The following is a 21,378-nucleotide window of genomic DNA, read 5'->3' on the forward strand; positions in this document are numbered from 1 at the left end:
TTGGCAGCGGCTGCTATGCTGGTTTGACCGTGTTGCATCGACGTTGAGCGCCAGCCTAGAGAGAGCCCGTCATGTCCCAGTTGCCGTCCTTGAGCCAGTTACGCGATCCCAATGCCTTCCTTCGCCGCCACCTTGGCCCCGATGCTGCCGAGCAACAGGCGATGCTCGACAGCCTCGGCCTCGGCAGCCGGGTCGAACTGATCGAACAGACGGTACCGCCGGGAATCCGCCTGAACCGCGAGCTCGATTTGCCGCCGGCCCTCGACGAAGAGGCTGCGCTGGCCAAGCTGCGCGGGTACGCCGAGCAAAACCAGGTCTGGACCAGCCTGATCGGTATGGGTTACCACGGCACCCTCACGCCGGCCGTCATTCTGCGCAACGTGTTGGAAAATCCCGGTTGGTACACCGCCTACACCCCTTATCAGCCGGAGATTGCCCAGGGGCGGCTCGAAGCGCTGCTGAATTTCCAGCAATTGACCATCGACCTCACGGGCCTCGAACTGGCCAACGCTTCGCTGCTCGATGAAGCCACGGCGGCGGCGGAAGCCATGGCGTTGGCCAAGCGGGTCGCCAAGTCCCGGAGCAATCTGTTCTTCGTCGATGAGAACTGCCATCCGCAAACCATTTCCGTGGTGCAGACCCGGGCCGAAGGGTTCGGTTTCGAGCTGATCATCGACGCTGTGGATAACTTGAAACAGCACGAGGTGTTTGGCGCGTTGCTGCAATATCCCGACACCCACGGCGAGATCCGCGACCTGCGTCCGTTGATCGATCATCTGCATGCCCAGCAGGCGCTGGCCTGTGTCGCGACGGATCTGCTGAGCCTGCTGTTGCTGACCCCGCCTGGGGAGTTGGGCGCCGACGTGGTGTTCGGCTCGTCCCAGCGCTTCGGTGTGCCGATGGGGTACGGCGGGCCGCACGCTGCGTTTTTTGCCAGTCGCGATGAGTACAAACGGGCGATTCCCGGGCGGATCATCGGCGTTTCGAAAGATGCTCGCGGCAATGTCGCGCTGCGCATGGCCCTGCAAACCCGTGAGCAACATATCCGCCGGGAGAAGGCCAACTCGAACATCTGCACCGCTCAGGTGCTGCTGGCCAACATCGCCAGTTTCTATGCTGTCTACCATGGTCCGGAAGGACTCAAACGCATTGCCCAGCGCGTCCATCGGTTGACCTGCATCCTCGCCGCTGGCCTGGAGCGTCACGGCATCACTCGCCTCAACACCCACTTTTTCGACACGCTGACGCTGGAGGTTGGTGGTACTCAGACCGCAATTATCGAAAGCGCCCAGGCAGCACAGATCAACTTGCGCATTCTCGGGCGCGGGCAGTTGGGGCTGAGCCTCGACGAAACCTCTGACGAATCCACGGTAGCGAAACTGTTTGATGTGTTCCTCGGTTCCGATCATGGGCTGAACGTCGACGAACTGGACGCTCAAACCCTTGCTTCCGGTATTCCGGCAGGTCTGCTGCGCACCTCGCCTTATCTGCGTCATCCGGTATTCAGCGCCCATCACAGCGAAACCGAGATGCTGCGTTACCTCAAGCAACTGGAAAACAAAGACCTGGCGCTCAACCAATCAATGATCCCGCTGGGCTCCTGCACCATGAAACTCAATGCCACCAGCGAGATGATCCCCATCACCTGGCCGCAATTCGCCAACCTGCATCCGTTTGTACCGAAAGAGCAGGCGGTGGGTTATTCGCTGATGATCGAGGAACTGGAACGCTGGCTCTGCGCAATCACCGGTTTCGACGCGATTTGCATGCAACCCAACTCCGGCGCTCAAGGCGAGTACGCCGGGCTGCTGGCGATCCGCAAATATCACGAGAGCCGTCATCAGGGGGCGCGAGAGATTTGCCTGATTCCGTCCTCGGCCCACGGCACCAACCCCGCCTCGGCGCAGATGGCCGGGATGCGCGTGGTGATCGTCGAGTGCGACGAGGCCGGCAACGTCGATCTGGATGACCTGAAAGGCAAGGCCGCGGACGCAGGCGACAAACTCGCCTGCCTGATGGCGACGTATCCGTCGACCCATGGCGTGTACGAGGAAGGCATCAGCGAAATCTGTGAAGTTATCCACAGCCACGGCGGCCAGGTGTACATGGACGGCGCCAACCTCAACGCGCAGGTGGGATTGGCGCGGCCGGCGGACATTGGCGCCGACGTCTCCCACATGAACTTGCACAAGACGTTCTGCATTCCCCATGGCGGCGGCGGGCCGGGCATGGGGCCGATAGGCGTGCGCGCGCATTTGGCGCCGTTCGTCGCCAATCACCCGGTGGTGCCGATTGAGGGACCGCTGGCGCAGAACGGTGCGGTCAGCGCAGCGCCCTGGGGCAGCGCGAGCATTTTGCCGATCAGCTGGATGTACATTGCCATGATGGGCCCGCAATTGGCGGATGCCAGCGAGGTGGCGATCCTCGCTGCGAATTACCTGGCGCAACATTTGTCCGGGGCGTTTCCAGTGCTCTTCACCGGGCGCAACGAACGGGTGGCGCACGAATGCATCCTCGATTTGCGGCCATTGAAGGCGCTGACCGGGATCAGTGAAGAGGACGTGGCCAAGCGCCTGATGGATTACGGTTTCCATGCGCCGACCATGTCGTTTCCGGTGCCAGGGACACTGATGGTCGAGCCGACCGAGAGCGAATCAAAGGCCGAACTGGATCGGTTTATCGGGGCGATGCTGAGCATTCGCGCGGAAATCACCGAGGTGCAGAACGGTAACTGGCCCGCCGAAGACAATCCGCTGAAGCGAGCGCCGCACACCCTGGCCGATATCACCGGGGTCTGGGAGCGGCCTTACAGCATCGAGCAAGCGGTGACGCCGGATGCGCACACCAAGGCGCACAAGTATTGGCCGGTGGTGAATCGGGTGGACAACGTCTATGGCGACAGGAATCTATTCTGTGCCTGCGTGCCCGTCGATGATTACCGCTGATCGCCCGGACTACGCAAATCCAATGTAGGAGCGAGCCTGCTCGCTCCTACAGGGTTTTGTGTCGGGCAAAAAAATGCCGCTCATGGGAGCGGCATTTTTATTCAGCTGAACAGCTTATTCCGAAGCCACGGCATTCTTTGCCAGGATCGCATTCGCCAGCTCCATGTCCGTCGCCTGCAGGCCCGGATTGTCGGCGCGGACTTTCTGCATTGCGGCTTCCAGATAAGGACCGCGGATGCCGCCGTCGCTGGCAACGAAGCTGCCGGCATCGTCCTGCGCGGCAATGATCAGCTTGTGATCCTTGAAGGTCAGGTAGGTCGAACCGGTGGTGGCACCGGACGAAATGACGTTACGCCAAAAGCTATCGGCCATCGCCGAACCGACTGGAAGGGACAACAAAGCGATGGTAGCGATAGCAAGTTTGAGACGCATGATGGGTGACTCCACTGGTTAACTACGGGGTTGGATCGCCATTTCCCCAATCCAGTTCCATGACGGCTCATTCAGATGGTTCGACTCGCTAGATGTTGCCCATTTGACCCACATGGGGTGCAGGCTCAGAGGTTGTTTGGCACCATGGCCGATTATTCTCGATGCATGGATGCTTCCCTTGGCTATTGGCGCAATGCTGTACGTCACTGTGTTGAATGTGGTACTGCTGGCGTTTGTCGGCCTACCCGCACTGTTGATTGCGCTGTGCGTTCCCGCCTGGCGCCGACAGATGTTGCGCCAACCCCGCAGGTTCGGTGCGCTTGGTTTGGTCTGTTTGAGCGTGGTCGGCGCCATGTCAGGCAACTACTGGCTGGATGCTGCCAACGATCGGGCGCGAAAGCCTACACTTGAGCATGACGTACAAGTCGAAGGTCTGCCGCTGCCTGCCGGCACCAGACTGCATCTGAGTACGGTCGACCCGCTGGATCAATACGATCAACCACAAGTCCATGGCCTGCCCAGCCTCATTGCTGCCGAATTTGTCGCACCGCACCGGATCAAGGGTATCAACGTCACGGCGCTGGAAATGTTTGGCCCGCCGTATGTGAAACTGCGGCTGGCCAGCGATCAAGCCGTTGATGGCTGGCCTTGTGCGAATGATACCTGGGTGACTTTCGAGATCGACGAAGAGACTCGCCTGCAACCGGATCGCTGGCGCTTCGAGTCCTGCACACTGGTGGCGAACACCGAGATGGGCGGGTTGACCTGGCCGTCCGGCAGTTACGTTCACCGTTACGGTGAGGAATATGAACTGACGCCGGGGGGGAAACGCGAGCGGGTTGTCCTTCAACGTGTTGCGTTGTCCGGCCCGACCCTGACCCTGAAACTGGATAAACAGCAAAAAGCCGTGGGTTGGGAGGGGCAACTGAATGACAGGATCACCTTTGGCGATTGGCAATACCCGCGTCTGACGAGGGTACGCGAGGACTCGCCGCACACGCTGCTGTTCAGCCCGAACAAATCAAACCCCGCACACAACCTGCGCACAGGCGAAATGCTGAAGGCGGGTCACTCGATCCTGCAGCGGAGCTCGGACGGTGCAGTGCTATGGATCAAGCCCAATACCGGATTGGGCCTGGCCGACTGGTAGCGCAGCTATTTCTGCTCACTCTGCGGCGTCACGCGCAAGACTTCCTCGATGGTCGTCAGGCCGGCCGCCACTTTCTGCGCCCCCGACAGCCGCAGGCTGCGCATGCCTTCCTTGAACGCCTGGCGCCGCACCGCCAGCAAATCGGTGTCGGGATTGATCAGCGCCTTAACGCCATCCGTCAGCTGCATGATTTCGTAAACCCCAGCGCGGCCACGGTAACCGGTGTCGCGGCATTCCAGGCAGCCGATGGCGCGCTGGGCGTTGGTGGGCAGTGGCGCTTGCCAGGGTTTGGTCAGGGTTTGCCAGTCTTCTTCACCCAACGTCAGCGGTGCCTTGCAGTGCGAGCACAAGGTTCGCACCAGGCGCTGGGCCATGACGCCGAGCACCGTGGCTTTGATCAGGTAATGCGGCACGCCGAGTTCCAGCAAGCGGCTGATCGCGCTGGGCGCGTCATTGGTATGCAAGGTCGAGAGCACCAGGTGACCCGTGAGCGCAGCCTGGATCGCCATTTCTGCGGTTTCGAGGTCGCGAATCTCGCCGATCATGATGATGTCCGGATCCTGCCGCATCAGTGCGCGAACACCGGCGGCGAAGGTCAGGTCGATGTTGTGCTGGACCTGCATCTGATTGAAGGCCGGCTCGACCATTTCGATCGGGTCTTCGATGGTGCAGAGGTTGACCTCCGGCGTCGCCAGTTTCTTCAGCGTGGTGTAAAGCGTGGTGGTTTTGCCCGAACCCGTCGGCCCGGTCACCAGAATGATGCCGTTGGGCTGGCGGGTCATGTCCTGCCAGCGGCGCAGGTCTTCGGCGGAGAAGCCCAACTGATCGAAGTCCTTGAGCAGCACCTCCGGGTCGAAGATCCGCATGACCATTTTTTCGCCAAATGCCGTCGGCAAGGTCGACAGCCGCAGCTCGACCTCACCGCCGTCCGGGGTCTTGGTCTTCACCCGGCCGTCCTGGGGTTTGCGCTTTTCCGCCACGTTCATCCGCCCGAGGCTTTTCAGGCGGCTGACGATGGCCATGGTCACTTGCGGGGGGAATTGATAGACGTTGTGCAGCACGCCGTCGATGCGAAAGCGCACCGTGCCTTGCTCGCGTCGAGGTTCGATGTGGATATCACTGGCGCGCTGCTGGAAGGCGTACTGGAACAGCCAGTCGACGATGTTGACGATGTGCGCGTCGTTGGCGTCCGGTTCCTGGTCGCTGGCGCCGAGGTTGAGCAATTGTTCGAAATTGCCCAGGTTGCTGGCCTGCTGATCGTTGTTGGTCGCACCGCTGACCGATTTGGCCAGCCGGAAAAACTCGACGCTGAAGCGCTGGATGTCCACCGGGTTGGCCACTACGCGTTTGATCGGCAGTTTCAGCACATGAGTCAGATCAGCTTCCCAGCCGTTGACGTAAGGCTGGGCGCTGGCCACGGTCACCGCGTCGCGGTCGATGGACACCGCCAGAATCTTGTGACGCTGGGCGAAGGCATAGGACATCAGCGGCGTAATCGCCGCCACGTTGATTTTCAGCGGATCGATGCGCAAGTAAGGCTGGCCCGCCTGCTGCGACAGCCACAGGGTCAGGCTTTCCAGGTCGAGGTGTTTACCGGGACGGCTAAGGTCATCCAGGTGCTGGCTGGCAATGAATTCCAGGGGATGCATCTGGCCATGGGTGGCGTGGCGGCGGCGGGCATTGAGCGCGTGTTCGGCCGAGTCCTGGCTGATAAAGCCCTGGGCGACCAGTTCACGCAGCAAATCATTGAGATCCAGCCAGCGGTCCTGAATGGCAAGTTGAACGGACATGCGGGCTCCTCATGAACAACAGTTCGCAAAGGATAGTCGCGGACCCGCCGACCGTTGGGCCACTACCCGACGAAGCCGTGTCGAGGTTTGTCAGCCCGCCGCCTGAACAGGCGCTTCCCGCAGGGAATCAGCCGCTTGCAGCTCCACCGAACACACGTTGATCAGGTTACGTAATTTTTCCGCAATCACTTCGGCGCGATGCCAGCTCAACCCGTCCATGACGATGTCGATCGACATCAGATCGTCCATCCGCTGCGCGCTGACCTGTTGCGGCGTCAGAAACTGCAAAGCGAACAGGTTGAGCGCCCGGCACAGCAGGTCCGGCTCGGCTTCGGCCAGCAGTTGGTAATGAACGCGGCAGTGCGCGTTGCCGGCGTGCCAGACATCGGCGCGGATAGGCGAGGTGTTCACAGCTTCCAGGTGCGGCATGGTCGGTCTCCAAATCAATGGAGGAATTTTTACATTCGGTGCCGGGCATTTCTTATCTATGATGGGGCTTGTTGGCTATTCTTCGAATTGTTTGATTCGGTCAGCTATCAATTACGGGTTTATTTATGCACAGCGAGCTGGATGGCTACGACCGCAAGATTCTCGCGTTGCTGCAAGAAGACGCTTCACTCTCCAGCGCGCAGATTGCCGAGCAGGTGGGACTTTCTCAGTCGCCGTGCTGGCGGCGGATTCAGCGGATGAAGGAGGAGGGGATCATTCGCGGGCAGGTGACCTTGCTCGACCGCAAGAAGATCGGGCTTAACACGCAGATCTTTGCCGAGATCAAACTCAACGCGCACGGGCGTTCGAACTTCACTGAGTTTACCGAGGCGATTCGCGGCTTTCCCGAGGTGCTGGAGTGTTATGTGCTGATGGGATCGGTGGATTTCTTGCTGCGGATCGTCACGGCGGACATCGAGGCGTATGAGCGGTTTTTCTTTGAAAAGCTGTCGATGGTGCCGGGGATTCAGGAAGTGAACTCGATTGTGGCGTTGTCGGAGATCAAGTCGACGACGAGTTTGCCTGTCTAGGGTATGCGGTGAATGTGCTGGCCTCTTCGCGGGCAAGCCTCGCTCCTACAGTGTTTGAGTCGGCCGCCGAATTGGGGTCAACGAAAATACTGTAGGAGCGAGGCTTGCCCGCGAAGGCGGTGTTACATGCGCAGCAGCATTTTCCAGGCACGATTCTGATAAACCGCAATGGCCTGCTGCTTGCGCGCATCCAGCGATTCATCGGTGATCGGCTCGTTCGCCAATTGGGCAAGCTGCTTCAGCTCGCCGTACAGGCGGTCCATTTCCGGGATGTCCAGCACGCCACGGGCATGGTGCAGCCAGGCCTGGATGCGCTCGATGCGCGGCAGTTGCTCGGCCAGGTCTTCCGGCTGTTGCTGATAACGCTGCAATTGCAGGGAGGTCGCTTCTTCACCCAGCAAACGCGGCAACCAGCTACCCAATTGCGCAGCACCCTGGCGATTGCCACGGACGTTGCGATCAGCTGCCCAGGTGCGGGCCAGCAACCAACGCGACGTGTTCAGCGAGAACAAGCCCCAGCGCGGGTCTTCCAGTTCTTCGAGGAATTGCTCCGGCGCGGCTTTGCGCACGTCTTCGTCGTCGATACCGGCTTGCACCAGCGGGCGCCAGTCTTCGAGCAAGGCATCCAGAGCAACGCGCAGATCGTGAGTCGACTGACGCGGTGCGGCCTGGCCCAGGCTGCTCAGCAAGGCACGCAATTCGGCCAGGTTCTCGACCCATTCCTGCAACAAGCGCCAGTGGCCATTGAAGCGATACTGCTCGGCCAGACGCTGGCTGCTGCTCAGCAAATGCCAGCTCAGCGCGGCGAATGCATCGTCCAGCGGCGTTTCAGCGGTGATTTGTGGTGCCGGCAGGCTCAACGAATAGCTGTTGGCGTCGTACAAGCGATAACCGCGCTCGGCCTTGCTGATGTCACACGGCATCAGGGCCAGGGTCGCGGCCAGTTCGGCGGCCAGTTCCAGCAGGGCAGCCGGCTCGCCTTCGCGCAGTTCCAGTTCCAACTCGCAGATTTCTTCTTTCTGCTTGCCGACCACCACGTGGCCCAGGTCCAGTGCGGCTTCGATGACCACTTTGGTCTTGCCGCGGCCCCAGGCGATTTCAGCGCGTTCGCGAACGAAATCGGTGGTGAAGATCGGTTTCAGGGTTTTCTTGTCCAGTTCGGCAAGTTCTTCGGGCCAGCATTCACCGTCGAGTTTCTTGATGTCGAGCTTGGCTTTGGGCAGGTTCCAGTCGTATTCATTACGCTCGGACAGACCGGCGACGCTCTGGCCTCGGGTCTTGAGCGTTTGAATCACTTCTTCGCCGTCCTTGCGCAGGCGCAGGGCAACCTTGGCGCGGGCCAGGTCGCGCTCAGGCGTGTCGAAGTATTGGTTCATCAACTCACGGCGTTCCCAGCCACTTTTGTTGCGTTTTTTCAGGAGCGGGTGCTCGCGCAGGGCTGCGAGGGTTTCGCGGCTGACGCGGAGTTTGATTTCGGTTTCTTTCTGCATGGCCGGAAAATCCAGGATCGGGAGCGCAGCCGGGGGAAATGTGTGGCTGCCAAGGCCGTGCAGTGTACAGGACTCCTCAGTCCTACGTGCCGCGGCGGTTTATTCCTGTCGCCAGATGGTTCTATGATGGTCTTCAATTCGCGAGTTGGAGTCAGCGATGCCTTTGCCGTCCATGAAAGATCAGTTCGCTGCGCTGATTGCTGCGCCGACGGTCAGCTGTACCCAGCCCAGCCTTGATCAATCCAACCGTCCGGTCATCGACTTGCTGGCGACGTGGCTCGGTGACCTGGGGTTCGCCTGCGACATCCAGCAGGTCAGCCCCGGCAAGTTCAACTTGCTGGCCAGTTTCGGCTCCGGCCCCGGTGGCCTGGTGCTGGCCGGGCATAGCGATACGGTGCCGTTCGATGGCGCACTGTGGCAGACCGATCCGCTGAAACTGACCGAAGTCGATGGCCGCTGGGTGGGCCTTGGCAGTTGCGACATGAAAGGCTTTTTCGCCCTGGCCATCGAGGCGGTGATTCCGCTGCTCGATCAGCCTTTCAAGCAACCGCTGCTGATTCTCGCCACGTGCGATGAAGAAAGCTCGATGTCCGGCGCTCGTGCCCTGGCCGAAGCCGGCCGTCCGCTGGGGCGTGCGGCGGTGATTGGCGAGCCGACCGGACTGAAGCCGATCCGCATGCACAAAGGCATCATGATGGAGCGCATCGACATCCTCGGGCAGAGCGGCCATTCCTCGGACCCGCGCCTGGGACATAGCGCCCTTGAGGCCATGCACGATGCCATCGGCGAGCTGCGTGGCCTGCGCCTGTTGTGGCAGCGTGAATTCCGCAATCCGCAATTCGGCGTGCCGACACCGACCATGAACTTCGGCTGTATCCATGGCGGCGACAATCCCAACCGCATCTGCGGCCAGTGTTCACTGGAATTCGACTTGCGGCCGTTGCCGGGCATGGACCCCAAAGCCCTGCGCGCGGCCATTCTGCAGCGGCTCAACCCGATTGCCGAACGCCATCAGGTGAAGATCAATTACGCGCCGCTGTTCCCCGAAGTGCCGCCGTTCGAGCAGGCCGAGGACGCCGAATTGGTCCGGGTCGCCGAAAAGCTCACCGGCCATCGCGCCGAAGCAGTGGCGTTCGGCACCGAAGCGCCTTATCTTCAGCGTCTTGGCTGCGAAACGCTGGTACTCGGCCCGGGTGATATCGCCTGTGCGCACCAACCGGGTGAATACCTCGAAATGTCACGTTTGCAGCCTACCGTGCATCTATTACGTCAATTGATTGAACATTACTGCCTGACACCGGCCCAAACGCCAATGTCAGGTGGTTGAACCTGTAGGAGCCGGCTTGCTGGCGATGAACGATGACGCGGTTCTCCTGATGAACCACGGCGCCTGCATCGCCAGCAATCCCGCTCCTACAGGTGTAAATTGCCAGTGTCCCAACCCGTATTCATGAGGAGAGCGCGCGTGTCGCCAAGCCTGTTCCGACGATAACCATCAGCCCGCTGTGCGTTTTCAGTTTCGCCCATTTTTTGGCTGCTATTTATTACAGGCCCAGGTTCATGCCCGAATACGTTAATTGGCTTCGTCACGCTTCGCCTTACATCAACGCTCACCGCGATTGCACCTTCGTCGTCATGCTGCCCGGCGACGGCGTTGAGCATCCGAATTTCGGCAACATCGTCCACGACCTGGTGCTGCTGCATAGCCTCGGCGTGCGCCTGGTGCTGGTTCACGGTTCCCGTCCGCAAATCGAAACCCGCCTCGCCGCACGCGGCCTGACCCCGCATTACCACCACGGGATGCGCATCACCGATGCCGCGACCCTGGAGTGTGTGATCGATGCGGTCGGCCAGTTGCGCATCGCCATCGAAGCGCGGCTGTCGATGGACATGGCCTCGTCGCCGATGCAGGGCTCGCGCCTGCGGGTGGCCAGCGGCAACCTGGTGACGGCACGGCCGATCGGCGTGCTGGAAGGCGTCGACTATCACCACACCGGCGAAGTGCGCCGGGTTGACCGCAAGGGCATCAATCGCCTGCTGGACGAGCGCTCCATCGTGCTGCTGTCGCCATTGGGCTACTCGCCGACCGGGGAGATTTTCAACCTCGCCTGCGAAGACGTTGCCACGCGCGCGGCCATCGACCTGGGTGCAGACAAACTGCTGCTGTTTGGTGCTGACCTTGGCTTGATCGATGAAAACGGTCGGCTGGTGCGTGAGCTGCGTCCGCAACAAGTCCCGGCGCATTTGCAGCGTCTGGGCAGCAACTATCAGGCGGAACTGCTGGATGCCGCGGCTGAAGCGTGCCGGGGCGGCGTTGCCCGCAGCCATATCGTCAGCTATGCCGAAGACGGTGCGCTGCTGACCGAGCTGTTCACCCGCGACGGTGGCGGCACGCTGGTAGCCCAGGAGCAATTCGAGATCGTGCGCGAAGCGGCCATCGAAGATGTCGGTGGTTTGCTGGACCTGATCAGCCCGCTGGAAGAGCAAGGGATTCTGGTGCGTCGTTCCCGCGAGGTGCTGGAGCGCGAGATTGAGCAGTTCAGCGTGGTTGAGCGCGAAGGCATGATCATCGCTTGTGCGGCGTTGTATCAGATTGCCGATTCGGACGCTGGCGAGTTGGCGTGTCTGGCGGTCAACCCGGAATACCGCCACGGCGGTCGCGGTGATGAGCTGTTGGAGCGCATCGAGACCCGCGCCCGGGCCCAGGGCTTGAAAACCCTGTTCGTGCTGACGACCCGGACCGCTCACTGGTTCCGCGAACGCGGGTTCGTGCCGAGCAGCGTCGAACGCCTGCCGTCGGCGCGAGCGTCGCTGTACAACTATCAGCGTAATTCGAAGATCTTCGAAAAATCCCTGTAACTGCGGGCTTTTGTGGCGAGGGAGCTTGCTCCCGCCGGAGGCCGAAGGACTCCCAAACCCGGCAACTCGGTCTATCAGACATAACGCGTTTACCGGGTTTGGGGGCGCTCCGCAGCCCAGCGGGAGCAAGCTCCCTCGCCACAGGGTTTGTGTTACTCCTGCACGAACTTCGCGCTGACATACGCCGAATAATCCGGCAGCACCGTCTCGACCCTTCCCTTGCTCCTTCAAGAACTTCGCCGTCTCGCCAATGGCCTTGGCCGTGCCGCCGTCCAGCAGCGCCACGCTTGCAGGCGGCAGCGATTTCCGCCGGTTGCCGTTCACCACTTTGACCTTCGAGGCATCCAGGCCCTGAAACGGCGCCAGTCGATTTTCCACCCATGGTCTTTTCGTAAACACCGTCCGCTTGGGGGGCTTTGCTGGGGTCGATACCGGTTTGATAACCGACCGTGAGGTTCGCCGTTTGAACGCTGAGTGAAAAATAATAGCGATACACAAACTGTAACAATTGGTCTGGATAGTGCGCGTTTGGTCGTCATGGCGTGGCCTTTCGGGAGGGGATTGTTTCCGAATGGCGTCAAAGCTGATCGATCTAAAAAACCGCTAAAAAATACCTTTTAGGAATTAATTTTCGAGCCAGCCGCTCTGGCCCGGGACGAGGAATGGAGCGGAGCTTCATTCCTAAAAGGTATTAAAAAGAACAGACCAATTCTTTTTGGGTTTGTGACGAACGCACGACCCTGCAAGGACCAAAAAAAACGGGGATTAGACCATGGTCGTAGACACACATAGTTACGATTGACTTGTGAGTCACGGTCTGGCGCTAATCGCGCATCTTAGGATCCCGGGCATTCGACTCAGGGCCAGGAATACAAGAATTAGAAACGAGAGGAGCTAAAACAATGAACAAGTCCACCTTGGCCTTGGCCGTGGCCGTAGGGGTTTTGGCGCAGCAGGCAGGCGCCGCGGGTTTTATCGAAGACAGCAAGGCATCCGTCAGTTCCCGCACCATGTATTACAACGCGGACACCCGCGAAGGGACTGCGAACGATCAAAGAGAGACCGCTGAAGGTCTCAAGTTCGATTACCAGTCTGGTTTCACTCAGGGTGTTGTTGGATTCGGTATCGATGCCCAGGCGGTCGTTGGCATTCATTTGGACGGTGGCCGTGGTCACCACCCGGATAACAACTCCTTCTTCCCAAGCGATTCCGACGGTTCGGCGTCGGACCCATGGAGTCGCGCAGCCGCCAACGTCAAGGCGCGTTTCTCGAAGACCGAGGCTCACCTGGGCGGCGCTCTGCAACCGAACATGCCGATTCTGGTCGCGAACGACAGTCGTCTGCTGCCACAGAGCTTTGAAGGTGGCACCATCACCTCGAAGGAAATCGACAACTTCACCTTTAACGTCGGCCAGTTTGAGCACGCAGCGGGTCGCGCCTCGTCGAACACCACCGGCCTGGCCGTGGCAGGCGGTACCGAGGAAAGCAACAAGTTCCGGTATGCCGGTGCGGACTGGAAGGTCACCAAAGACCTCACCCTGCAGTACTACTACGCGAACCTGGAAGACTACTACAAGCAGAACTTCCTCGGTCTGGTGCACGTCTACACGATCGCACCCAACCAGTCGTTCAAGACAGACCTGCGCTATTTCGACAGCAGCTCCGACGGCAAGAACGGCGATGCGGGCTATCGGTTCAATAACAACGGTGGTTTCGCCAAGAACCCGGGCGAGGTCGATAACAAGACCTGGAGCGCCATGTTCACCTACACCCTGGGTGCCAACGCCTTCCTGCTCGGCCATCAGCGTGTCAGCGATGACGGTGGCTTTGTTTACCTGAACCAGGGCAACGTGGTCGACAGCAACGGTCGCAACGAAGGCGCGGGAGGAACGAGCTTCTACCTGTTCACCGACGCCATGGTTAACGGCTTCGTCCGTGCTGGTGAGAACACCACTTTCGGTCAGTACACCTACGACTTCGCTTCTCTGGGTGTTCCTGGCCTGAAAGCCTCGGCCGCCTACCTGCGTGGCGATAACATCAAGGCTACCAACGGCGTGGGTAAAGACCAGACCGAGTGGGAACGCGACCTGCGTGTGGATTACGTGATCCAGACAGGCGCGCTTAAAGGCTTCGGCACGACGTTGCGTCACGGTACCTACCGCGGCGATACCAACATCTCTGCGCAAGACCAGACCCGCCTGATCTTCAACTACACCTACAGCTTCCTGTAACACCCACCAGAAATAGCCTCGCCTCAGGGCGGGGCTTTTTTTCGCGTTTTATTTGATATTCCAAATAGACCTTAAATAGTAATTTATTATTCTTTTTGGATTTTTATCCGGGCGCCTAAAGTGGCAAGCCAAGGAGCCGATACCCTGTGTTCGGCGCGCATAGCTATATTCCGAAATGGCATTAAAAATAATGAAATAAATGTTTTTCGGTTTTACCATGCGCCCCCCAAAAAATCACAGCGGGTAGGCCGCGACCGTAGATGCGCGTTGTCACGTTGACATGCGGTCTGGCGCTAACCGCGCTTTTCAGGATCCAGGGCATCCGACCCAGGACCAGAAGCATAAAAAATTAGAAACGATAGGAGCGAAACAAATGAACAAGTCCACCTTGGCCCTGGCCGTGGCCGTAGGGGTTTTGGCGCAGCAGGCAAGCGCCGCCGGTTTCATCGAAGACAGCAAGGCCACTCTGGGTCTGCGTAACTTCTACATCAACACCGATAACCGTGATGGTTCGGGCGCGAACAAAAACGAAGAGTGGGGCCAAGGCTTCGACCTGCGTTTCATCTCCGGTTACACCCAAGGCACTGTCGGCTTCGGTATCGATGCGATCGGTCTGTTGGGCGTGCGTCTGGATTCGGGCGGTGGTACCAACGGTGCCAGCAATAACTCGTATGGCGGCACGGTATTCCCAAGCGAGTCCAACGGCGAAGCAGTTGATAACTTCTCCAGCCTGGGCCTGACGGCAAAAGCCAAGATCTCCCAGACCGAACTGAAGCTGGGCACGTTGCAGCCAAAGAACCCGGTTATCGTGACCAACGACGGTCGTCTGCTGCCACAAACCTGGCAGGGTGGTCAGATCACTTCTGGCGAGATCAAGGACCTGACGCTGGTTGGCGGTCAGATCGAAGCCGTGAAAGGACGTAACTCCAGCAACAATGAGCAGCTGAGCATCGGCGGCGCCAACGCTCGTACCGCCAGCGGCCGCGACAGCAACAAGTTCATCTATGCCGGTGGTGATTACAAAATCACCAAAGACCTGACTGCCCAGTACTACTACGGCAATCTGGAAGACTTCTACAAGCAGCACTTCCTGGGTCTGGTACACAACTGGGCTATCGGCCCTGGCGTGTTGAAGTCTGACTTGCGCTACTTCAACAGCTCGGATGACGGCGCAAACGGTCACGACCCGCTGTACTACAGCTCCGGCAACTACAGCAGCACCTCCAATGGCAAAGGCAAGGTCGACAACAATCTGTACAGCGGCTTGTTCCTGTATACCGTTGCCGGTCACACCTTCGGTGGTGGCTATCAGGTCAGCAACGGCAGCAGCGACTTCCCTTGGCTGAACCAGGGCGACGGTTCGTCGAACTACACCATCACCGACATGCAAATCCAGAAGTTCGGCCGTGCCGGCGAGCGCACCTGGCAAGCTCGCTACTCGTTTGACTTCGCCAAAGTCGGCGTGCCTGGGTTGACCGCAGGTATGGTTTATCTGCGTGGCGACGATATCGACACCAATCGCACCTCTACTGCTGCAGCCGGTAATAACAGCACCGAGTGGGAACGCGACCTGACTGTCGGTTACGTCGTACCGGAAGGCCCGTTGAAGAACGTTGGCTTGATGTGGAAAAACGCCACCTGGCGCACCAACATCCCGGGCGTTCGCTCCCAGGACGAAAACCGTCTGATCGTCAGCTACTCGATCCCGCTGTTGTAACAGCGCTCGCGTAAACGCTGAAAAAAAAGCCCCGCCCGGCATCTCGCCGGGCGGGGCTTTTGCGTTTTCAAGGCGGGGTCACCCCCGTAATCCCGCCGTGAAACTCCCTCTTTGCAGCAACTCAAGGCCTTCTCGAACCTTGTCGGCGATGTTCGTCCTGATGTTCCTGGAGGTCCAGTGAATAGATATTTAATATTCATTTATGATCTAAATTCATCGATATTTATTCTTTTTAATTCATAAGGAACACAGGCAAAGTTGAGCCCGACAAGCACTCATCAGGAGCAGCACCATGAGCCTCAGACTGGGCGATATCGCCCCCGACTTCGAACAGGATTCCAGCGCCGGCACCCTCCGTTTCCACGAATGGCTGGGCGATAGCTGGGGCGTGCTGTTTTCCCATCCGGCGGACTTCACGCCGGTGTGCACCACCGAACTGGGCTTCACTGCCAAGCTCAAGGATGAGTTTTCCAATCGCGGCGTCAAAGCCATCGCCCTGTCCGTGGACCCGGTGGACTCGCATCACAAGTGGATCGAGGACATCAATGAAACCCAGAACACGGTCGTCAATTTCCCGATCCTGGCCGACGCGGACCGCAAGGTCTCCGACCTCTATGACCTGATCCACCCGAACGCCAATGACACCCTGACCGTGCGCTCGCTATTCGTGATCGACCCGAACAAAAAGATTCGGCTGACCATCACCTACCCGGCGAGTACCGGGCGCAATTTTCACGAGATCCTGAGGGTGATCGACTCGCTGCAACTTACCGACAACTACAAGGTGGCCACCCCGGCCAACTGGCAGGACGGTGATGAAGTGGTGATCGTGCCGTCGCTCAAGGACGAAGACGAAATCAAGCAGCGCTTTCCCAAGGGTTACCGCGCGGTGAAACCGTACCTGCGTCTGACGCCGCAGCCCAACAGGTAAGCCATCAACATTTTCGGTGTGGCTGGTATCGCCATCATGAGCAGGTAAAACGCTATCCACTGTGGGAGCGAGCCTGCTCGCGATGACGGAATTGCAGGCACCGCAGAAAGATTGAACCGTATCCATAAAGCAGGGGATTTCAGGCCGTTTCGACGGCCTTTTTTTCGCCCGCAGGAAGTGTCTTCTTATATATCCAATGCGCATAACCAAATGAATAAATATGATTTATAGATATAACAATCACCTGTTAAGGTCACCTCCATTACAGCGAGATCGCAAACCGCGAATCGCCAACACCGTGCAAGGAATCATTTGAATGCTGGTCGTCTCACTCGGTGGCAGTCCCAGCCAACGCTCCCGCTCCGGGGTGCTGCTGGAGCGCTCCCAACGCTGGTTGCAGGAGCAGGGTGTGGAAGTGGTGAGTTACCAGGTGCGGGACTTCCCGGCCGAAGACTTGCTTCATGCACGCTTCGACAGCCCTAAGGTGATCGACCTGCTGCAACAGATTGAAAATGCCGATGGCCTGTTGATCGCCACTCCGGTCTACAAGGCGTCGTTCTCCGGTGCACTGAAAACCGTGCTGGATTTGCTGCCCGAGCGCGCGTTGGACCACAAAGTGGTTTTGCCCATGGCGACCGGCGGCAGTATCGCCCACATGCTGGCGGTGGATTACGCGCTCAAGCCGGTGCTGTCGGCGTTGAAAGCCCAGGAAATGCTCCATGGGGTATTCGCGGTAGACAGCCAGATCGCTTACGGCGAAGGCAGCGCCCAGGCGCAGTTGGCGCCAGAGCTGGAACAACGACTGAGGGAATCGCTGGAGCTGTTTTTCAGCGCCATGGCCCGACGGCCCAAGCCGATCGATCCGAAGCTGTTGAATGAACGTTTGTTGAGTGCTCGCTGGAGCATTTAAGTCAGCACTAAAGCCACACCTGAAATTGATGTACTGGCCTTACTCGCCCGCTAACGGGCAAGCAGGTGCAGCCAAAACCCAACTGCAAAAAGGAGAGCGCCATGCGCACTGTCATTTTGCGTCGTGGTCTGGTCGCTCTGTTTGCAGCGGCTGTCACCTTCGGCGCCATTACTCAAGCTCAAGCCGAGACGTTGCGAATCGGTTATCAAAAGTACGGCACCCTGGTGCTGCTCAAAGCCAAAGGCACGTTGGAAAAACGCCTCGCCGCCCAAGGCGTGGACGTGCAATGGACTGAATTCCCCGGCGGCCCGCAATTGCTTGAAGGCCTGAACGTCGGCTCGATCGACTTCGGCGTCACCGGCGAAACCCCACCAGTCTTTGCTCAAGCCGCCGGCGCCGATCTGCTCTACGTCGCCTACGAACCGCCAGCGCCACACAGCGAAGCAATCCTGGTGCCGAAGGATTCACCGATCAAATCGGTGCAGGACCTCAAGGGCAAGAAAGTCGTCCTGAACAAAGGCTCCAACGTCCACTACTTGCTGGTCCGCGCACTGGAAGACGCCGGCCTCAAATACACCGACATCCAGACCGTATTCCTGCCGCCGGCCGATGCCCGCGCTGCGTTCGAGCGTGGCAGCGTCGATGCGTGGGTGATCTGGGACCCGTACCAGGCTGCCGCCGAACAGCAACTGCAAGCGCGGACCCTGCGCGATGGCCAGGGCATCGTCGACAACCACCAGTTCTATCTGGCGACCAAGCCTTACGCACAGAAAAACCCTGAGGTGATCAAGACCCTCGTGGAAGAAGTGCGCGCCGTCGGCGAGTGGTCCAAGGCCAATCCAGTCGAGGTGACCCAACAGGTTTCGCCACTGCTCGGCTTGCCGGCGGACATCACCCTGACCTCGATGAAACGTCAGGGTTACGGCGCGTTGTTCCTCACGCCTGAAGTGGTCGCCGCCCAACAGAAAATCGCCGACAGCTTCTACCAGCTCAAGCTGATCCCGAAACCGTTGAGCATCAAAGACGTGATCTGGACGCCACCGGCAGCCGTTGCCAAAGCGCAGTAATTCGATTCCCCTGGGAGACCACTCCATGAGCCTCAATATTTTCTGGTTCCTGCCTACCCACGGCGATGGCCATTACCTTGGCACCGCCGAAGGCGCCCGCGCCGTCGACCACGGTTACCTGCAACAAATCGCCCAGGCGGCGGATCGCCTGGGCTTCGGTGGGGTGTTGATTCCCACCGGTCGCTCCTGCGAAGACTCGTGGCTGGTGGCGGCGTCGCTGATTCCAGTGACTCAGCGTTTGAAATTCCTTGTCGCGCTGCGCCCCGGAATCATTTCCCCGACGGTGGCCGCGCGTCAGGCGGCGACTCTGGATCGCCTGTCCGGCGGCCGTGCGTTGTTCAACCTGGTCACCGGCGGTGATCCGGAAGAATTGGCCGGCGACGGTTTGTTCCTGACTCACGAAGAGCGCTATCAAGCCTCGGTGGAATTCACCCGCATCTGGCGTCGCGTACTGGAAGGCGAAACCGTTGATTACGACGGTCAGCACATCAGCGTGAAAGGCGCCAAGTTGCTCTATCCACCGATCCAGCAACCGCGTCCGCCGCTGTACTTCGGCGGTTCGTCGGAAGCGGCGCAAGACCTCGCGGCCGAGCAGGTGGAAATGGTCCTGACCTGGGGCGAGCCACCGGCCGCCGTCGCCGAGAAGATTGAACAAGTGCGAGCCAAAGCCGCGAAGCTGGGTCGCACCGTGCGTTTCGGCATTCGCTTGCACGTGATCGTCCGAGAAACCAATGCCGAAGCCTGGCAAGCGGCGGATCGGCTGATCTCCCATCTCGACGATGAAATCATCGCCCGAGCCCAGGCTTCTCTGGCCCGGTTCGATTCGGTCGGCCAGCAACGCATGGCCGCGCTGCATGGCGGCAGCCGCGACAACCTGGAAGTCAGCCCCAACCTGTGGGCCGGTGTTGGCCTGGTACGTGGCGGTGCCGGTACGGCGTTGGTGGGCGATGGTCCGACCGTGGCTGCCCGCGTGAAGGAATACGCGGACCTGGGCATCGATACCTTCATCTTCTCCGGTTATCCACATCTGGAAGAGTCGTACCGGGTTGCGGAATTGCTGTTCCCGCACCTCGACATCGAACGTCCGGAACTGCCCCAAGGCGCCAATTACGTCAGCCCGTTCGGTGAGATGGTCGCCAACGACATTCTTCCCAAAGCCGCGTCCCAGAGCTGAGGCGCGCATGAAGAGACTTATCCACAACCTCGCGCCCTGGGCGTTGCCGGTGTTGCTGCTCGCGGTGTGGCAGTTGTCAGTGTCGGCGGGCTGGTTGTCGACACGGATTCTGCCGGCGCCGGTCGCGGTCATCGAGGCCGGCGTGAGCCTGGTGCGCAGCGGCGAAATCTGGACGCACCTGGCAATCAGCGGCTGGCGTGCTGCGCTGGGCTTCACCATTGGCGGCGGCATCGGCCTGGCCTTGGGTTTCATCACCGGTCTGTCGAAGTGGGGCGAACGCCTGCTCGACAGTTCGGTGCAGATGATCCGCAACGTGCCGCACTTGGCGCTGATTCCCTTGGTGATCCTGTGGTTCGGCATCGACGAGTCGGCGAAGATTTTCCTGGTGGCGTTGGGCACGTTGTTCCCGATTTACCTCAACACTTATCACGGTATCCGCAACGTCGATCCGGCGTTGGTGGAAATGTCGCGCAGTTATGGCTTGTCCGGTTTCAGCCTGTTTCGCCAGGTGATTCTGCCGGGGGCGCTGCCTTCGATTCTGGTGGGTGTGCGCTTCGCGCTGGGCTTCATGTGGTTGACGCTGATCGTCGCGGAAACCATTTCCGCGAGCGCCGGCATTGGCTACCTGGCGATGAATGCCCGGGAGTTTTTGCAGACCGACGTGGTGGTGCTGGCGATTCTTCTGTACGCCGTGCTCGGCAAACTCGCCGACCTCTCGGCCCGCGGGCTTGAGCGCGTGTGGTTGCGCTGGCACCCAGCCTATCAAGTTGTTAAAGGAGGGGCGGCATGACGGCTCAACAACCTCCACGGTTGCAGCGCGGAATCCCGCTGGTGGTGCGTGAGCTGCAAAAGGCCTTTGGTTCTCGGCAGGTGTTGCGTGAGATCGATTTGCACATTCCAGCCGGTCAGTTCGTCGCCGTGGTCGGTCGCAGTGGTTGTGGCAAAAGCACCCTGCTGCGGTTGCTCGCCGGTCTCGACAAACCCACCGGGGGTGAATTGCTCGCCGGCTCCGCGCCGCTGAACGATGCCCGGGAAGACACCCGATTGATGTTCCAGGAAGCGCGTCTGCTGCCGTGGAAAAAGGTCATCGACAACGTCGGCCTCGGGCTCAAGGGCAACTGGCGGCCACAAGCGCTGGAAGCCTTGGAATCGGTCGGCCTGGCGGATCGCGCCAATGAATGGCCCGCCGCATTGTCCGGTGGCCAGAAACAACGGGTGGCCCTGGCCCGCGCGCTGATCCATCAACCGCGCTTGCTGTTGCTCGACGAACCCCTGGGCGCGCTGGACGCCCTGACCCGAATTGAAATGCAGCAGTTGATCGAACGGCTCTGGCAGACGCACGGCTTTACCGTGTTGCTGGTAACCCACGACGTCAGCGAAGCCGTGGCGATTGCCGATCGGGTGATCCTGATCGAAGAGGGCGAAGTCGGCCTCGACCTGCCCGTTGAATTGCCCCGCCCACGCGTGCGCGGCTCCCATCGGCTGGCGGCGCTGGAAACCGAAGTGCTCAATCGCGTGCTGGCGCTGCCCGGCCAACCGCCGGAACCGGAACCTGTTTCACCCTTGCCCACGCAATTGCGTTGGGCGCAATAGACGCAGCGGCGAGTTGCAAGCTTCAAGCTGCAAGAAGAAGCAGGGCGCTTTTACTTGCCACTTGTAGCTT

At 59.8% G+C, this 21,378-nt stretch carries 17 protein-coding genes and 2 pseudogenes; 13 read left to right on the forward strand and 6 right to left on the reverse strand.

Annotation, left to right across the window (positions count from 1 at the left end; all coding sequences use genetic code 11):
- The first annotated feature begins 71 nt into the window (after nt 1-71).
- A complete protein-coding gene (gene gcvP / locus BLU63_RS11710) occupies nt 72-2,945 on the forward strand; it encodes an aminomethyl-transferring glycine dehydrogenase (RefSeq protein ID WP_010464977.1) in 2,874 nt (957 codons plus the stop codon).
- Nucleotides 2,946-3,059: 114 nt separating this feature from the next.
- Here the strand turns inward: gcvP and BLU63_RS11715 are convergent, their stop codons facing one another.
- Nucleotides 3,060-3,377, reverse strand: a complete 318-nt coding sequence (locus BLU63_RS11715) for a DUF2388 domain-containing protein (RefSeq protein ID WP_083375506.1) — start codon at nt 3,375-3,377, stop codon at nt 3,060-3,062.
- A 169-nt stretch (nt 3,378-3,546) separates the two neighbouring features.
- Here BLU63_RS11715 and BLU63_RS11720 point away from each other — a divergent pair, with 169 nt between their 5' ends.
- Nucleotides 3,547-4,527 (forward strand): hypothetical protein, encoded by a 981-nt coding sequence (locus BLU63_RS11720; RefSeq protein WP_077747175.1) that lies wholly within the window; start codon nt 3,547-3,549, stop codon nt 4,525-4,527.
- A gap of 5 nt (nt 4,528-4,532) precedes the next feature.
- Here the strand turns inward: BLU63_RS11720 and BLU63_RS11725 are convergent, their stop codons facing one another.
- Together BLU63_RS11725 and BLU63_RS11730 are read right to left on the reverse strand one after the other, a co-directional pair.
- Nucleotides 4,533-6,317 carry a GspE/PulE family protein gene (locus tag BLU63_RS11725; protein WP_077747176.1) on the reverse strand — a complete coding sequence of 595 codons (1,785 nt, stop codon included), beginning with the start codon at nt 6,315-6,317 and terminating at the stop codon, nt 4,533-4,535.
- A 90-nt stretch (nt 6,318-6,407) separates the two neighbouring features.
- Entirely contained in the window at nt 6,408-6,746 is a 339-nt protein-coding gene (locus BLU63_RS11730) for a hypothetical protein (protein WP_010466649.1), read from the reverse strand.
- A 125-nt stretch (nt 6,747-6,871) separates the two neighbouring features.
- On the opposite strand from BLU63_RS11730, the gene BLU63_RS11735 reads away from it, so the two are divergent.
- Nucleotides 6,872-7,336 carry an Lrp/AsnC family transcriptional regulator gene (locus BLU63_RS11735; RefSeq protein ID WP_046045137.1) on the forward strand — a complete coding sequence of 155 codons (465 nt, stop codon included), beginning with the start codon at nt 6,872-6,874 and terminating at the stop codon, nt 7,334-7,336.
- Nucleotides 7,337-7,458: 122 nt separating this feature from the next.
- Here BLU63_RS11735 and BLU63_RS11740 read toward each other — a convergent pair whose 3' ends face one another.
- On the reverse strand, nt 7,459-8,826 hold the full coding sequence (locus BLU63_RS11740) for a CYTH domain-containing protein (protein WP_083375507.1): 1,368 nt from the start codon (nt 8,824-8,826) through the stop codon (nt 7,459-7,461).
- A 157-nt stretch (nt 8,827-8,983) separates the two neighbouring features.
- Between BLU63_RS11740 and argE the strand changes: the two genes are divergently transcribed.
- Both argE and argA read left to right on the forward strand, forming a co-directional pair.
- Nucleotides 8,984-10,153 (forward strand): acetylornithine deacetylase, encoded by a 1,170-nt coding sequence (gene argE, locus BLU63_RS11745; RefSeq protein ID WP_010466655.1) that lies wholly within the window; start codon nt 8,984-8,986, stop codon nt 10,151-10,153.
- A 233-nt stretch (nt 10,154-10,386) separates the two neighbouring features.
- On the forward strand, nt 10,387-11,685 hold the full coding sequence (gene argA / locus BLU63_RS11750) for an amino-acid N-acetyltransferase (protein ID WP_083375508.1): 1,299 nt from the start codon (nt 10,387-10,389) through the stop codon (nt 11,683-11,685).
- A gap of 152 nt (nt 11,686-11,837) precedes the next feature.
- On the opposite strand, the pseudogene tauA (BLU63_RS33975) reads toward argA, so the two are convergent.
- Both tauA (BLU63_RS33975) and tauA (BLU63_RS33785) read right to left on the reverse strand, forming a co-directional pair.
- Nucleotides 11,838-11,973: pseudogene (gene tauA, locus BLU63_RS33975) on the reverse strand (taurine ABC transporter substrate-binding protein); the annotation flags it as partial.
- Nucleotides 11,974-12,032: 59 nt separating this feature from the next.
- Nucleotides 12,033-12,224, reverse strand: a pseudogene (gene tauA, locus BLU63_RS33785) (taurine ABC transporter substrate-binding protein); the annotation flags it as partial.
- A 363-nt stretch (nt 12,225-12,587) separates the two neighbouring features.
- On the opposite strand from tauA (BLU63_RS33785), the gene BLU63_RS11760 reads away from it, so the two are divergent.
- The 8 genes from BLU63_RS11760 to ssuB all read left to right on the forward strand — a co-directional run bounded on the left by BLU63_RS11760 (nt 12,588) and on the right by ssuB (nt 21,308).
- Nucleotides 12,588-13,916 (forward strand): OprD family porin, encoded by a 1,329-nt coding sequence (locus BLU63_RS11760; protein WP_010466659.1) that lies wholly within the window; start codon nt 12,588-12,590, stop codon nt 13,914-13,916.
- 373 nt (nt 13,917-14,289) lie between these two features.
- Entirely contained in the window at nt 14,290-15,633 is a 1,344-nt protein-coding gene (locus BLU63_RS11765) for an OprD family porin (RefSeq protein WP_010466661.1), read from the forward strand.
- A gap of 292 nt (nt 15,634-15,925) precedes the next feature.
- A complete protein-coding gene (locus tag BLU63_RS11770) occupies nt 15,926-16,564 on the forward strand; it encodes a peroxiredoxin (protein ID WP_077747179.1) in 639 nt (212 codons plus the stop codon).
- Nucleotides 16,565-16,880: 316 nt separating this feature from the next.
- A complete protein-coding gene (gene ssuE, locus BLU63_RS11775; RefSeq protein WP_077747180.1) occupies nt 16,881-17,474 on the forward strand; it encodes an NADPH-dependent FMN reductase in 594 nt (197 codons plus the stop codon).
- Nucleotides 17,475-17,575: 101 nt separating this feature from the next.
- On the forward strand, nt 17,576-18,541 hold the full coding sequence (locus BLU63_RS11780; protein WP_083375509.1) for a sulfonate ABC transporter substrate-binding protein: 966 nt from the start codon (nt 17,576-17,578) through the stop codon (nt 18,539-18,541).
- A gap of 25 nt (nt 18,542-18,566) precedes the next feature.
- The gene (gene ssuD / locus BLU63_RS11785; protein WP_083375510.1) at nt 18,567-19,715 is read left to right on the forward strand and encodes an FMNH2-dependent alkanesulfonate monooxygenase; all 1,149 of its coding nucleotides are present in this window, start codon (nt 18,567-18,569) and stop codon (nt 19,713-19,715) included.
- A 7-nt stretch (nt 19,716-19,722) separates the two neighbouring features.
- Nucleotides 19,723-20,505, forward strand: coding sequence for an aliphatic sulfonate ABC transporter permease SsuC (gene ssuC / locus BLU63_RS11790; protein WP_083375511.1), 783 nt, complete (start codon nt 19,723-19,725; stop codon nt 20,503-20,505).
- Nucleotides 20,502-21,308: an aliphatic sulfonates ABC transporter ATP-binding protein gene (gene ssuB / locus BLU63_RS11795; RefSeq protein ID WP_010466673.1), complete on the forward strand. Its 807-nt coding sequence runs from the start codon at nt 20,502-20,504 to the stop codon at nt 21,306-21,308. Before ssuC ends, ssuB begins: the two co-directional genes overlap by 4 nt.
- Nucleotides 21,309-21,378: the final 70 nt, after the last annotated feature.

The sequence above is a fragment of the Pseudomonas mandelii genome (assembly GCF_900106065.1).
In the GTDB taxonomy this organism is placed as follows: Bacteria; Pseudomonadota; Gammaproteobacteria; order Pseudomonadales; family Pseudomonadaceae; genus Aquipseudomonas; species Aquipseudomonas mandelii.

Bases quoted from the DNA above. Each gene is read 5' to 3' on its own strand.
- gcvP (WP_010464977.1), top strand. From the start codon at position 72: ATGTCCCAGTTGCCGTCCTTGAGCCAGTTACGCGATCCCAATGCCTTC.
- BLU63_RS11715 (WP_083375506.1), bottom strand. From the start codon at position 3,377: ATGCGTCTCAAACTTGCTATCGCTACCATCGCTTTGTTGTCCCTTCCA.
- BLU63_RS11720 (WP_077747175.1), top strand. From the start codon at position 3,547: ATGCTTCCCTTGGCTATTGGCGCAATGCTGTACGTCACTGTGTTGAAT.
- BLU63_RS11725 (WP_077747176.1), bottom strand. From the start codon at position 6,317: ATGTCCGTTCAACTTGCCATTCAGGACCGCTGGCTGGATCTCAATGAT.
- BLU63_RS11730 (WP_010466649.1), bottom strand. From the start codon at position 6,746: ATGCCGCACCTGGAAGCTGTGAACACCTCGCCTATCCGCGCCGATGTC.
- BLU63_RS11735 (WP_046045137.1), top strand. From the start codon at position 6,872: ATGCACAGCGAGCTGGATGGCTACGACCGCAAGATTCTCGCGTTGCTG.
- BLU63_RS11740 (WP_083375507.1), bottom strand. From the start codon at position 8,826: ATGCAGAAAGAAACCGAAATCAAACTCCGCGTCAGCCGCGAAACCCTC.
- argE (WP_010466655.1), top strand. From the start codon at position 8,984: ATGCCTTTGCCGTCCATGAAAGATCAGTTCGCTGCGCTGATTGCTGCG.
- argA (WP_083375508.1), top strand. From the start codon at position 10,387: ATGCCCGAATACGTTAATTGGCTTCGTCACGCTTCGCCTTACATCAAC.
- BLU63_RS11760 (WP_010466659.1), top strand. From the start codon at position 12,588: ATGAACAAGTCCACCTTGGCCTTGGCCGTGGCCGTAGGGGTTTTGGCG.
- BLU63_RS11765 (WP_010466661.1), top strand. From the start codon at position 14,290: ATGAACAAGTCCACCTTGGCCCTGGCCGTGGCCGTAGGGGTTTTGGCG.
- BLU63_RS11770 (WP_077747179.1), top strand. From the start codon at position 15,926: ATGAGCCTCAGACTGGGCGATATCGCCCCCGACTTCGAACAGGATTCC.
- ssuE (WP_077747180.1), top strand. From the start codon at position 16,881: ATGCTGGTCGTCTCACTCGGTGGCAGTCCCAGCCAACGCTCCCGCTCC.
- BLU63_RS11780 (WP_083375509.1), top strand. From the start codon at position 17,576: ATGCGCACTGTCATTTTGCGTCGTGGTCTGGTCGCTCTGTTTGCAGCG.
- ssuD (WP_083375510.1), top strand. From the start codon at position 18,567: ATGAGCCTCAATATTTTCTGGTTCCTGCCTACCCACGGCGATGGCCAT.
- ssuC (WP_083375511.1), top strand. From the start codon at position 19,723: ATGAAGAGACTTATCCACAACCTCGCGCCCTGGGCGTTGCCGGTGTTG.
- ssuB (WP_010466673.1), top strand. From the start codon at position 20,502: ATGACGGCTCAACAACCTCCACGGTTGCAGCGCGGAATCCCGCTGGTG.